At 40.5% G+C, this 13,399-nt stretch carries 14 protein-coding genes and 1 riboswitch; of the genes, 2 read left to right on the top strand and 12 right to left on the bottom strand.

The window, feature by feature from the left end; translation table 11 throughout:
* Positions 1 to 21 precede the first annotated feature (21 nt).
* The 10 genes from prsW to ACP7A0_RS04180 form a co-directional block, all read right to left on the bottom strand.
* A complete protein-coding gene (gene prsW / locus ACP7A0_RS04135; RefSeq protein ID WP_060596752.1) occupies positions 22 to 678 on the bottom strand; it encodes a glutamic-type intramembrane protease PrsW in 657 nt (218 codons plus the stop codon).
* A 155-nt stretch (positions 679 to 833) separates the two neighbouring features.
* A complete protein-coding gene (locus tag ACP7A0_RS04140; RefSeq protein ID WP_034661101.1) occupies positions 834 to 1,805 on the bottom strand; it encodes a YpdA family putative bacillithiol disulfide reductase in 972 nt (323 codons plus the stop codon).
* 123 nt (positions 1,806 to 1,928) lie between these two features.
* The gene (locus tag ACP7A0_RS04145; RefSeq protein WP_007500982.1) at positions 1,929 to 3,203 is read right to left on the bottom strand and encodes a Glu/Leu/Phe/Val family dehydrogenase; all 1,275 of its coding nucleotides are present in this window, start codon (positions 3,201 to 3,203) and stop codon (positions 1,929 to 1,931) included.
* Between the two features lie 195 nt (positions 3,204 to 3,398).
* Positions 3,399 to 3,980 carry a genetic competence negative regulator gene (locus ACP7A0_RS04150; RefSeq protein WP_034661102.1) on the bottom strand — a complete coding sequence of 194 codons (582 nt, stop codon included), beginning with the start codon at positions 3,978 to 3,980 and terminating at the stop codon, positions 3,399 to 3,401.
* A 165-nt stretch (positions 3,981 to 4,145) separates the two neighbouring features.
* Positions 4,146 to 4,934: a metallophosphoesterase gene (locus ACP7A0_RS04155; RefSeq protein ID WP_034661982.1), complete on the bottom strand. Its 789-nt coding sequence runs from the start codon at positions 4,932 to 4,934 to the stop codon at positions 4,146 to 4,148.
* Positions 4,935 to 5,021: 87 nt separating this feature from the next.
* Positions 5,022 to 5,474: a DUF2663 family protein gene (locus ACP7A0_RS04160; RefSeq protein ID WP_060596753.1), complete on the bottom strand. Its 453-nt coding sequence runs from the start codon at positions 5,472 to 5,474 to the stop codon at positions 5,022 to 5,024.
* A gap of 64 nt (positions 5,475 to 5,538) precedes the next feature.
* Complete coding sequence (locus tag ACP7A0_RS04165; protein WP_426004345.1) at positions 5,539 to 6,300, bottom strand: LysM peptidoglycan-binding domain-containing protein; 762 nt, start codon at positions 6,298 to 6,300, stop codon at positions 5,539 to 5,541.
* Entirely contained in the window at positions 6,245 to 6,886 is a 642-nt protein-coding gene (locus ACP7A0_RS04170; RefSeq protein WP_106039216.1) for a CPBP family intramembrane glutamic endopeptidase, read from the bottom strand. Before ACP7A0_RS04170 ends, ACP7A0_RS04165 begins: the two co-directional genes overlap by 56 nt.
* Positions 6,883 to 8,391, bottom strand: a complete 1,509-nt coding sequence (locus tag ACP7A0_RS04175; protein ID WP_426004348.1) for a RecQ family ATP-dependent DNA helicase — start codon at positions 8,389 to 8,391, stop codon at positions 6,883 to 6,885. Before ACP7A0_RS04175 ends, ACP7A0_RS04170 begins: the two co-directional genes overlap by 4 nt.
* Positions 8,384 to 9,436 (bottom strand): helix-turn-helix domain-containing protein, encoded by a 1,053-nt coding sequence (locus ACP7A0_RS04180; protein ID WP_060596756.1) that lies wholly within the window; start codon positions 9,434 to 9,436, stop codon positions 8,384 to 8,386. The genes ACP7A0_RS04175 and ACP7A0_RS04180 overlap by 8 nt, the downstream gene beginning before the upstream one ends.
* A gap of 266 nt (positions 9,437 to 9,702) precedes the next feature.
* On the opposite strand from ACP7A0_RS04180, the gene ACP7A0_RS04185 reads away from it, so the two are divergent.
* Positions 9,703 to 9,951, top strand: a complete 249-nt coding sequence (locus ACP7A0_RS04185) for a ferredoxin (protein WP_003215700.1) — start codon at positions 9,703 to 9,705, stop codon at positions 9,949 to 9,951.
* A gap of 34 nt (positions 9,952 to 9,985) precedes the next feature.
* Here ACP7A0_RS04185 and ACP7A0_RS04190 read toward each other — a convergent pair whose 3' ends face one another.
* Positions 9,986 to 10,567: an ECF transporter S component gene (locus tag ACP7A0_RS04190; protein ID WP_426004351.1), complete on the bottom strand. Its 582-nt coding sequence runs from the start codon at positions 10,565 to 10,567 to the stop codon at positions 9,986 to 9,988.
* A gap of 144 nt (positions 10,568 to 10,711) precedes the next feature.
* Positions 10,712 to 10,843, bottom strand: a riboswitch (FMN riboswitch).
* A gap of 287 nt (positions 10,844 to 11,130) precedes the next feature.
* Here ACP7A0_RS04190 and serA point away from each other — a divergent pair.
* Entirely contained in the window at positions 11,131 to 12,705 is a 1,575-nt protein-coding gene (gene serA / locus ACP7A0_RS04195) for a phosphoglycerate dehydrogenase (RefSeq protein WP_106039218.1), read from the top strand.
* A 35-nt stretch (positions 12,706 to 12,740) separates the two neighbouring features.
* Here the strand turns inward: serA and ACP7A0_RS04200 are convergent, their stop codons facing one another.
* The gene (locus ACP7A0_RS04200; RefSeq protein ID WP_426004353.1) at positions 12,741 to 13,388 is read right to left on the bottom strand and encodes a peptidoglycan DD-metalloendopeptidase family protein; all 648 of its coding nucleotides are present in this window, start codon (positions 13,386 to 13,388) and stop codon (positions 12,741 to 12,743) included.
* Positions 13,389 to 13,399: the final 11 nt, after the last annotated feature.

Genomic DNA, 13,399 nt, shown 5'->3' on the forward strand with positions numbered 1-13,399 from the left:
ACTGATAGGACGTTTTCCACATTAAATTTGCACCATTTTCACGGAACGAGCCTTTTTTGCTTTCCGCAGGCCAAACCACCATAAAAAAATCATGAATGGCAGCATAATATATCCCCAATTTCTCATGCCAAGAAGAATAAAATCATATAAGCCGTGAAAAAGTACTGGGAGCGTTAAAGATAGGATCAACCATTTCACTTGCTCTTTTTTTGCAGAGAAACGGGCTTTCCCAATATAAAACCCCATCACAACACCGAATAAAGCGTGACTTGAGACGGGTAATAAAGCACGGGTGAACGCATATTCAACCCCATGCCCGACCAAGTAAAGAATATTTTCAAGTGTTGCGAAACCAAGTGAGACACTTGTTCCATATACAATCCCATCATAGTGTTCGTCAAACTGGGCATGCGCATAGACGCTGACCATTAAAATAAACCATTTTAAAGATTCTTCTAAAAAACCTGACGTCACAAATGAAATCAAGATAGGGTTCGTTGCAATATGCTCCTCTTGAAGGACATATTGAATAAACATGGTTGGAAACACAAGTATAACGCCTAGCATAAAAGATCTGATGACCATGTGAACCGGCTCATTGTCGTACTGATCTTTCAAATAAAAATAACTTAAAAGTGCGATGCCGGGAGCTAAACCTGCTGAGATGATTGCGATCATAACCAGACCTCTTTCCCTACATTATCCTTCATTATCGTACCATGATTTACCCTTTTTTTATATGACTCGAGCCCATTTTTATGAAAATATTCTTCTATATAATCCCATTTTATATCAAAAAGAACCGAATCCCTCAGAAGGATCCAGTTCTTTTTTTATCCGTTCATTCTTTTGTTGATTTCTTCTGCAATAAGCCCCCCATGAAACCTTCCATTTTCAATGAAAATTTCATTGGCATTATTTCCAGCTGCAATGACTCCTGCAATGAAAATACCTTCTACGTTTGTCTCCATCGTCTGTTCATCAAATGCTGGACGGCCTGATTCTTGATCAATTGTCACACCCATTTTTTCTAAGAAAGAATGATCTGGATGATAGCCTGTCATGGCAAAAACATAATCACTTTTCACTCGCTCCGTTTGATCTTGCTGGTTTGTAAAAATCACCTCTTCTTCTGTGATTTCCTTCACCTGCGCTCCAAACTCCATTCGGATGGTTCCATTCCGCACAAGCGCTTCAAACTCTGGTAAAATCCAAGGTTTGATGCTAGACGAATATTCAGTTCCTCGATACAGCACAGTGACTCTGCTTCCGCATTTCACAAGTTCTAGCGCTGCATCGACACTTGAGTTTTTCCCGCCGATCACCGTCACATCTTTATCAAAGTATGGGTGTCCTTCTTTAAAATAATGATACACATGAGGAAGGTCTTCTCCTTTGACGTTCATATAGTTTGGATGATCATAGTAACCAGTAGCAATCACGACATAATCACATGAATAGTCGTCTTTTGATGTGCTCACGGTAAAACAGCCATCTTTTTTCGTCACAGCGGTTACTTTTTCAAAGGCATGCACACGCAGGCTTTTTCGTCTGACTACTTCTCGGTAATAAGAAAGCGCCTGGATACGAACGGGCTTGCGATTTTCAGTAATAAAAGCGACATCACCAATCTCAAGCTTTTCACTTGTACTGAAAAAGGTTTGATGTGTTGGGTAATGATAAATACTGTTAACGACATTCCCCTTTTCAATGACAAGTGCATCAATTCCGATTTGCTTGAACGCGATGGCAGCTGATAGCCCGCATGGGCCGCCTCCTATTATGATCGCTTTTTCTTGTTTCATTTGTTCCACTCCTGTCGTTTCAATACAATAACAACTGCTAGCTGTTTGATGATTTGTTCCATTCCATAAAAAAATCTCCTATTTAAGGATAGGAGATTTTAAGGCGCGATGCAAATAAGCCGCTTAAATCCAGCCTCTGAATCGAGAAGCTTCAGCCATTTTACGTACGCCGACCATATATGCAGCAAGACGCATATCGATGCGGCGGTTTTGCGCCATTTCATAAATATTATTAAATGATTTCACCATCATATCTTCTAAACGAGTTTCGACTTCCTCTTCAGTCCAGTAGAACCCTTGGTTATTCTGCACCCATTCAAAGTAAGAAACCGTTACACCACCCGCACTCGCAAGTACGTCTGGGACAAGCAGTACTCCACGATCTGAAAGAATTTTTGTTCCTTCAAGTGTCGTTGGACCATTTGCTGCTTCTACGACAATTTTGGCTTTAATGTTTGCCGCGTTATCTTCAGTGATTTGGTTCTCAATGGCTGCAGGTACTAAGATATCACAATCAAGCTCAAGCAGCTCTTGGTTTGTAATGGTATCGTTAAATAATTTAGTCACGGTTCCAAAGCTGTCGCGCCGGTCTAGCAAGTAGTCAATATCAAGACCATCTTCATCGTATAATCCGCCGTAAGCATCTGAAATCCCTACGATTTTTGCTCCGGCATCATACATGAATTTAGCCAAGTAGCTTCCTGCATTTCCGAATCCCTGTACGACAACACGAGCCCCGTTGATGTCAATTCCTTTTTTCTTCGCCGCTTCTTTGATGCAGATCGTCACACCTTTTGCTGTTGCAGTATCACGTCCGTGTGACCCTCCAAGAACAATTGGTTTTCCTGTAATAAATCCTGGCGAGTTAAATTCATCAATTCTAGAATATTCGTCCATCATCCATGCCATAATTTGAGAGTTTGTAAACACATCTGGTGCTGGTACATCTTTTGTTGGACCAACGATTTGACTGATTGCGCGAACATAGCCGCGGCTTAGTTTTTCAAGCTCTCTAAATGACATTTCTCTTGGATCACAGATAATACCGCCTTTTCCTCCGCCATAAGGAAGATCCACAATACCACATTTTAAACTCATCCAAATTGAAAGCGCTTTTACTTCTTTTTCAGTAACGTTTGGGTGGAAACGAATGCCGCCTTTTGTCGGTCCGACAGCATCATTGTGCTGTGCGCGGTAACCAGTGAAAATTTTCACTGATCCATCATCCATCCGTACTGGAATTTTGACCGTTAATAGACGAATTGGCTCCTTCAGCAATTCATACACTTCTTGCGGATACCCTAATTTGTCTAGCGCTTTATGTATGACGGTTTGAGTTGACTTTAAAACATCTAGCTTATCTTCTGCGTTATGAGCGGCGTTTTGATCGGCTGCCATTAAAATAAACCCCCTAGAAATCTTTCATGATCTACTGCTCCCTTTCAAGCAATAGTATACACCTTCGTACTGGTAAAGCAAAGGTAAAAAACGTTTTTTATCAAAATAAAATATCAGCGTTTATAAATATAAAAAAGAATATAAAAAATACTGTTGTTTCATCACAACAGTATTAAATATAATAGAAAAAAGTGATTAAAAATACATTTGAATCGTTTTCACTGCATCATCTTGCATGATCACTTTTCCATATTCTTTTAGCCGATGAATCGTTAATGTCGTAGGAGAACCAAACTCCGCTAAAATGGAAATGACTGTATCAGCTGACAGTTCTTCAAAATCATCTAGGCTGAGAAAATATTGACCTTCATAATGGTAAACTGTACCCCCTAAAAGTCCAATACGACTTAAACTATGGGACAGTTGAATCACATCTTCAAACGAGGCAAATTGATAGAGCACATGATTACTCTCGTCGAGCTTGACTTGCATCTCAATGTAATCTTCATCAAACTCATCATCATCAGCATCTTCCTGCTGACTCTTTGTGACAATGACGACCATCCCCTGCGCCTGAAGAGAAAATACTTCAACAGCAATCGGTCCACTCGCTTCAAAACCGAGCTCCTGATTCGCCTCGTTCATCATGTCTTTAAACAGCTGATGGACTTTGAACGAATCTTTCCAAAGGTCTTCTTTCGTAAGACCCCGGTCTGTCAGGTCATCTAGTGTGAGAAAAATTTTGATTTTATTATAATTCAGACGCTCCAGTCGCATAACGTTCCCTCCTGCCTCTTCTAAACACACATCATACTGTAGTATATGAGATGATGAGTCATAGGTTCTTAATTTTGTATTCAGTTTACACTGTGTCAAGACGGAAGACAAGCATGAAGCTATGCTTACGGTGACTTTTATGGAAAATATTGAGGGTGCAGCAAGTCATCGCGTTTTTACAGGCATTAAATAGATCAGATGGGTTTCTGGTTCTGCCCCGAGACGCATTGGAATCTTTGTTGTTCCATAGCCATTACTAATGAGAAAAAACGCGCCTTTGACCTGACCTGTTCTTCCTTTTTCATACGGACCAAATTTTCCGATTCGGATCTGACCTCCATGCGTATGACCGCTCAGAACAAGGTCGATTCCCTCTTCTTCACTCATCAAATGATGTACATCTGGGTTGTGTGATAAGAGAATATTCACTTCATCTTTCACAAACTCAGGCCGTATCGCTTCATAATCCGCCTTTTCAAGCCGAATATCATCGATACCTCCAACTTTGATTGGCTGGCCTTCGAAATCCCACACAGCCGTTTCATTTTGCAGAGTCGTGACATCATATGCATGAAGTATCTCTTTAAACTTCTGCTGGTGCAGCTCATGATCATTATTTCCCCAAACAAAATAAACGGGCGCAATTCTTGATAAACGTTTCACATTTTCTTCAATCCTGGCGTAGGGTACACCTTTTTCTGCTAAGTCCCCTCCTACCATAATGACATCTGGTTCTTCTTGTGTGACTTCTGCTAATAATGAGTCACTAATAAGACGCCGGTGTGTATCAGAAATAAAGAAAATCACTGCTGGTCGATCTGATTGAAGCGCTTCTATTGTAAAGTAATGCTTTTTGATGTTGTTTTGTTTTGCCGTTTTCACCATTTTTGCCGTTACACACACACCTGTTGTAACAGCCGCAATGGCGGCAGTAAATCCGATGGCATATTTCATCATAAATGGCTCCCTTGCATATGTTTCGTTCATAAGACTCTTGAATGAAAAAAGACGTTTCAACTATTAAAACGTCTTTTTACACATTTATTTACTTTCATAATAGAGATTAATGTCATATTGCTTCTGCATATAGTGAAAAACCGCTTCACGCTCTTTCCACTGGTCTGATTGCGGCCATAAGTCTGTGCTTTTTTGTATAATCTCACATCTAAGCCGATGATATTCATCCTCAGCCTTTTCCTCTTTTTTCTTATAGTAATAAGATGCGTAAAAAGCAAACACCTCAGCCATTATCCAAAATAGAAAGATCTCATGACCAAGCAGTGTTGCAATCATCGCTTCCGGCTGAAGAGAGCCTCCCTTATTTGCCGTTATTACAAAATAAAACAAAAGAATCGCCAGCGACAATAGGGCTGTCCATTGCCATCTTTTGCACTGCTTAGCAAAGCCCTCATATTTGTGCTTTCTTTTGATCAACGTTTCCATCATTTTCTGTGTCGGCTGATCCATATAGCGGCTGATTACGTGCAATGTCATCACATACACCCTGTCCCTTTTTTCTACATATGTATGTGCTTTTTCATTCGATCATGTCAGGTAATTAGTTTTCCAATGGAATGTTGAGTACTTGACCACTGTATACACTGTTCCCATTTAAATGATTATAGGCTTTAATTTTCTCTTCACCCGATCGGTTTTTGTAATATTTCATCGAGATTCGATACAGGTTTTCCTCTGGGCCCACAGTGTGCTGTACGACACGAACCGGCTTTTCTTCCTGCTTCTTTTTCTCTTCGGCTTCTTTTCGTTTTTTCTCTTCTTGTTGTTTTTGCAGTGCGAGCTGCTGCTGTTCACGCTTTTTCGCAGCTGCGGCTTTTTCACGCTCTTCTTTCTCTTTAGCAGCTTTTTCTTTTTTCTTCTGCTCTGCTTTTTCTTTTGATCGCTGCTTTTCTTTTTCTTCATCTTTCTTTTTCTTCTCTTCATCAGACGCATCCGCTTTATCATCGTTAGCGTCATTTTTTGTTTCGACAAGTGCTGACGGAACTGGGTCTGTGTCAGCACTTGAGGTTTTATCGATGTATACACCTTGATTGTTATTATCGTTGATTTCCTTTGATGTGTAATAGATCAATAGAAAGAAAACAGTGATGACGATGATAGGAAAGATAATAGCCAATGTCGTAAACAAAGGATTGCGCACTTTTTTCGTGCGCTGCTTCTTATATTCATGAAAGTCTTCTCGTGTAGGAAAGTGAGAGTCATCAGAAGGATGTACTTTTTCTTCAAGAATTTCCTCTACATCGTCGTCATGGTTGTTTGTCAGCTGCTCCTTCTTTCTCTGCATTCTCGACATTTCTTCCATGTTCATCCCTCCCCTTATATTTCAAACGAATTTGACAAGCAAAGACTAAGTCAATGACAAAATGAGTCATGACAGGAACAAATAAATTCCCCGTCCACTCGTATAAAAGTCCTAAAAAAATACTAATGGAAACCACGAGGATAAACAAGAGTATTTTTGATAAATAGCGAAAGTGAAGAAGCGCAAACACGATGCTGGCAATCTCCAGCCCAAATTGCTGTTGAACGATTCCGCGAAATAGTATTTCCTCTGAAAAGGCGATAAGTAGTGCTAGCCAAACAATATGCGGGATGCTTCGGTTTTTGAACATCTTTTCATTTAAACCGCCATCATCATACATATGAGCGGGAAACACCTTCATGACAATCGCATCCACAATGATGACGAGCAAAGCACCGCCAATTCCATATGTCAGAATGCGCATATCATGAATCTGCCAAAGGGCTGTAAAATCCGTCCATTGATCGAACATAAATATGCCTAGTAAAAAAGAAACGATAAGCATGAGGAGCTGCGTGAAATACAGCTGTTCTACGACTTGTCGATCGGTTAATTTTTCAATGATTCGACGATGTTGTTCAATCAATGCTGCGCCTCTTTTGTCAGATGAAACATACGATCCAGCACGGTCTTCCAGTGTTTCATTTCATTCAGCTCCAATGATTGATCTTTTTTTTCATAATCAGACAGGTCAAGTCCGCAAGAAGAGCAGCAATGATCAGAGGACGCATGCTCTGTTTGATTAAGCTGTTCGTGAAAGTATGATAACAGAGATTGTCTAAAGCAGTCATGACCCATGATCCGCTCTTTAAATTGCCACACTTTTCTCAGCTTTTCAGTTTGTCTGTCCTGCAATTTTTCTTTTAGATTCATGAGGATTGCCGGGCGCTGTTCGGACTCATGCATCATGTAATAATGCGTCAGCATTCTTGCACGGGTCTCCTGAAGCCCTGTTTCCATTAATCGTTCACGTAATTTTTTTTCATCATTTGTCTGCATTTGTGTGAGCTGGGCTAAGAAGAAATCAATTTCTGGATCGTCAAATCCTTCTGCTTGGATCAAGTGTTGCTGAATATCTGCATCCTCTTCTGTATATAAAAGAATGCTCACACTGTTTTTCCCGTCCCTTCCCGCTCTTCCAATCTCTTGCATAAATGCTTCAATCGATTGCGGCGGGCTCATATGAATGACAAATCGGATATCCGCTTTATCAATTCCCATGCCAAAAGCACTCGTGCAGCAAATGAGATCAAGCTGACCGCTGATAAATTGCTGCTGAATGAGCATACGGTCTCCTGCATCCATTCCGCCATGATAAAACTCAACACGCTGATTGGTTTTTTGTTTCATCCAGAGTGCAAGCTCTTCTGTCATTTGCCGGGTCGGGCAATAAATAAGACCTGGTCCTTGCAGGAAGTCCGCAAGCTCAATGGCCCGTTTCTCTTTTGCTTCTTTCGATTCGTGCGCTTCTTTGACGAAGGCAATGTTCGGGCGGTTGACGGAATGAATATGAAAGTCAGGATGCTGTAATCTTAGCGTTTGCACTGTATCTTTTAGCGTTTGTTTCGTTGCTGTAGCTGTAAGAGCTAAAGCAACAGGATGACCTAACGCTTCTCTCCATTCTCCCAGCTTTGAATATTCAGGACGGAAATCATGCCCCCATTCTGATATACAATGCGCTTCATCGACGACAAACAGACCAATATGCATCGACTTGAGCTGTTCTAGCAGCACTTCTGACATTAATGCCTCAGGTGCGACGAATAAAAATTTATATGATGGCAAATGCCGAATGATATGTCGTCTCTCCTGAAAAGACAATGTGCTGTTAAGCGCCGCCACTCGTTTTTCTCCGCGCATTTTCATTCGTTCGACTTGATCCTCCATAAGCGATAAAAGAGGCGAAATAATCAGAACTAATCCTTCTGTCATATAACCGGGAATTTGATAGCAAAGTGACTTCCCTCCGCCAGTAGGCAGCATGGCAACCGTATCTTTTTGATGCAGTACACTTTGAATAATGTCCTCTTGACCCACTTTAAATGTGTCGTGGCCAAAGTATCGCATGAGCGTCTGATGAAGCTTATCCATTTGCTTTCACCATCCTTGTCAGTGCCAATCGTATTTGAAAATAAGTAAATGGATGCTCGAGTTTTTCTTTAATCAGCTTCATTTTATTTGTTTGAAGCTCCCTGGCTACAGTAAGGATCGCGCGCTGCTCTTCTATACTCACATACGGATCTATTGAAAAGCTTGGCTCATGTATCGACAGCTCCACGATATGATCTTCGATCGTTGCCTTTTTTAGTGAACGAATGTGAGCAATCTGTTCAATATCAAATCCTTTTTGGACAAGCTCAAGTGTTTTATGGGTAGAAGTTGTTAACACGCGTTTGAATTCAAGGTCACCTACGAGCTGCTGCAAAATCGGTGCCTCACCTTTTTGGGCAGATTGAATAAAATAATGGAGTACATTCCAAAAAAGCAGGTACACATACCACACATCTTCTTTCATCCACTCCGCCATTTGCTGATACGTACGCCCGATTCGTTCATTTGAGGTCAATGAATAAACAAAAATCAGTGCCTCTTGATCGCTTAAACAAACAAGGAGCTTTTCTAGTTCATGATGCAGATCTTCTGAAAGCTTGCTTTTCTGCTGATGCTGTTTCAAGAAAGATTTCGTCCAGCTTTGAACCGAGACATCTCTTTGTATTGGAACATATTGATGCGATCCAGCCATATAGTGAGAAAGCACTTGTACAAGTAAAGAGAGCCTCATCCATAGCATCTTTGCTTTATCGTGATATTTGGCACCATGAAAATAAGCGGGCATCGGTTTTTCAGAAAAATGCTGGTTTAGCATTCGCTGCCCTGCTTCAGTGATGCTGAATGTCTCATCGTTTTTTCTAATGTAGTGCTTCTCTTCAAGCTTTAAAGCAGAACGATTCAGCTGATCCCTCGTAAACCCCGGGTAACAGCCGAAGTACCTGGAAAGCTCAAACAAGCTGGCATCCTGTATGGTTTGTGATGATTTTTTTCCTTTAAAAAGATGGTAGACAGCACTAATGGAGCGTTCGCCGTTCAATTTATATACGCTGTCCATTAACATGACATCCAAATAATGAAGAGTCATTCATCAAAGCACCTGTCTTCCTGACAAAATTCGAATATTTTCTCCCTTTATTTTAACAGATTTCATACAAGAAGAAATGTTTAAACTCAATTTATGGGGGAAAGTTATGAACAAACCCTTATGTGATAAGCATTCTCAATCACTTTACAGTTGAAATGTGAATTTAAAATCATTACAATAAGGTTTGAGGAAATTGTTTTTTATCGGTGAAACTAAAAAGGTTAAACCATGTGTTCCATCGAACTATCTGGGAGGTATTTTTTAACATGGCAAAATATACAATTGTAGACAAAGACACATGTATTGCTTGCGGCGCATGCGGTGCAGCTGCTCCAGACATTTATGATTATGATGATGAAGGCATTGCATTTGTTACGCTTGACGACAACCAAGGGACTGTAGAAGTTCCAGAAGTACTTGAAGAAGATATGCTTGATGCATTTGAAGGATGTCCAACTGACTCAATCAAAGTTGCGGACGAATCTTTCGAGGGTGACCCACTTAAGCATGAATAGTATAAAAGCCCCTTATGCAGGGGCTTTTTTTATATTAACTATTTTGAAGTTGGCGTTTATTTTCAAACCATGGACGCATTTTCACAAAAATGAAGCTAAACACGATGGTAATGATCATTCCTTTAATAAAGTTAAAAGGTAAGATCCCTGCTGTAATGGTCGTCTTGAGCGCATGATCAGATAGTTCAGGTGCGTTTAAAAACCATGTGTAAGCTGGCAGGAATAAGAAGTAATTTAAAATGCTCATCATCACAGTCATCAGTAATGTACCCATGATCATTGACCATGCCATCCCTTTTGCTGATTTAATTTTTTTGAACATAAAGGCAACTGGTAAGATGAATAATGTGCCTGCAATGAAGTTCGCGACTTGCCCAACTGGAACACCAGACATACTGCCTTGAATGAGATAATGCAGAACATTTTTTAATGCCTCAACGGCAATTCCTGCACCCGGCCCATAAATTAAAATCGCAATAATGGCTGGTATATCACTGAAATCAATTTTCAAATACGCTGGAAGCCCTGGGAAAGGGAAATCCAATAAAATTAACACGAACGAAATACTGCTGAGCATACTGGTGACGACTAAACGTTTTACTTTACTTTGATTCAATATTCTCTCTCCTTTTCGATCAAATCTTTCGAAAAGAGGATTGTTCAATTTCAGCCGCAAAAAAACCGCTCATGAAAACAGGAGCGGGGAATTTGGGCTAGACAAATAAACGTGTGAAAAACCATGTTTTCAACGTTTACGAACCTCCATCTTCTCCCATCCAGACTATACTGTCGGCTTCGGAATCACACCGAATCCTGCCAAAAAAGGCTCGCGGGCTTAGAGACTATGCTCATCACCGCCGGTAGGGAATTGCACCCTGCCCCGAAGATTGATCATTATTCAATTCGACATCATTATATATGATATATGAGCATTTGTACAGATAAAAATCCTGAGCAATTTCATCAGTTTTAAGAAATCGTAAAAAACTTAAAAATTATAATGACAAATGCGCAAAAATTGGTTATCTTTTGTTTAAAGGTGTCCATTCTTTATAAAGATACCAATAAATGTTCGTGTTTTCTTTTTCGCTTTACTGCTTTAATTTGATTGACACAGTGAAAAGGAATATGGTAAATTATCAGATATTTATGACGTTTATTTTAGGAGGAAATCTTACGATGTTTCGAGTATTAGTCTCAGATAAAATGAGCAATGATGGTCTTTTACCACTTTTAGAATCAGATTTTGTTGAAATTGTCCAAAAAAATGTAACAGAAGCAGAAGATGAATTACACACATTTGATGCCTTACTTGTCAGAAGTGCTACGAAAGTGACCAAAGAGCTTTATGAAAAAATGTCTTCATTAAAAATTGTCGGCCGTGCCGGTGTGGGAGTAGACAATATTGATATTGATGAAGCGACCAAGCATGGCGTCATTGTCATCAATGCACCAAACGGTAATACGATCTCCACAGCTGAGCATACATTTGCCATGATCTCTTCGCTCATGCGTCATATTCCACAAGCCAATATTTCTGTGAAATCAAAAGAATGGAACAGAGGCGCATATGTTGGTGCTGAGCTTTATGGAAAATCTCTTGGGATTGTTGGACTTGGCAGAATCGGAAGCGAAATCGCCCAGCGTGCAAGAGCATTTGGCATGACGGTAAACGTATTTGATCCATTTCTCACAAAAGAACGTGCAGAAAAAATTGGTGTCAATGCCAAGTCACTTGATGAAGTACTCGAAGTATCAGATATTATCACTGTACATACCCCATTAACAAAAGAAACAAGAGGGCTTCTCAATAAAGAAACAATTGCAAAAACAAAAAAAGGCGTTCGCCTAGTGAACTGTGCGCGCGGCGGTATTATTGACGAGCGTGACCTTCTTGAAGCGCTTGAAAGCGGCCATGTTGCAGGAGCTGCACTCGATGTATTTGAGGTAGAACCTCCTACTGATAATCCGCTTGTAGACCATCCGCTCGTCATTGCGACTCCGCATCTTGGCGCATCGACAAAGGAAGCACAATTAAATGTAGCGGCACAAGTATCTGAAGAAGTACTTCAATTTGCAAAAGGACTCCCTGTCATGTCATCTATTAATCTACCAGCGATGACAAAAGACGAGTTCAAAAAGATTCAGCCTTATCATCAGTTTGCAGGAAAGCTCGGACGTCTTGTCTCTCAATCAATGAGAGAACCTGTAAAAGAAGTAAGCATCTCTTACGAAGGCTCTATTTCAAAACTCGAAACCTCCTTTATTACTAAAAGTCTCCTGTCAGGCTTTTTAAAAGAACGCGTCGATTCGACTGTAAATGAAGTAAATGCTGGGATGGTGGCAAAAGAACGCGGCATTAGCTTTAGTGAAAAAATTTCTTCCAGCGAATCTGGTTACGAAAACAGCATTTCTATTGAAGTCAAAGGTGACCTTTCAACCTTTACTCTAAAAGCAACCTACATCCCGCATTTAGGAGAACGCGTTGTTTCCATTAATGGATTTAATATTGATTTTTATCCAGATGGACACCTTGTCTACATCCAGCATACAGATGCACCTGGTGTGATTGGAAAGGTTGGACAAATATTAGGCGACCATGATGTCAACATTGCGACAATGCAAGTAGGACGTAAAGAAAAAGGCGGCGAAGCCATCATGATGCTTTCTTTCGACAAACATCTTGAGGACGAAATTGTCAAAGAATTAACCGAAGTGCAAGATATACTTTCTGTCCGTCTGATCGACCTATAAAAAATAATGTTAAACCTCGTGCATTTGCATGAGGTTTATTTTGTTGAAATCATTAAACGGTCTCCCGTTCGGATGAGATGAGTAGTAAGCTCATTGATTTTTTTCAATTGTTCCACAGTCATCTCGTGCGCCTTTGCAATCGACCAAAGGGTATCTCCTTGTTTAATGAGATATGTATTTTTTTCTTGCCCGTTTACATGAAGAGCCGGCTCTTGGAAACGATCCATCGCAATGATTGTGAGTGGATCTACCGCATCTTCTTTACTGACTGACCAATTACCCTTGTGCACCTCAAAATGCAAATGAGTGCCTCTAGAAGCCCCTGTGTTGCCGATAATGCCGATCGGCTGCCCTGCTTCTACATGGTCACCTTTTTTAACAAAACGCTCGTGTAAATGTGCATAGACGGTTTCATATCCATTTGGATGCTGGATAAACACAACCTCTCCATATGTAGCAGATACATACGAACGCGAGACCACACCTTCACTTGCAGCAAATATGGATTCTCCTTCAGGCGCAGCTATATCTAATCCCTTGTGCGAGCCACCTCTTGTCCCAAACAAATCCGTGACTTCTCCTTTTATCGGCTCCACCCATTCGCTTGTTTTCTGTGCATGAGCACAAGGCGAAAAGATCAACAGCAAAAAACAGCTGGCACATATGAAGCAATACCTTTTCATCAGTGACTCCC

The organism is Bacillus sp. DWP3-1, assembly GCF_049896565.1.
In the GTDB taxonomy this organism is placed as follows: domain Bacteria; phylum Bacillota; class Bacilli; order Bacillales; family Bacillaceae; genus Bacillus.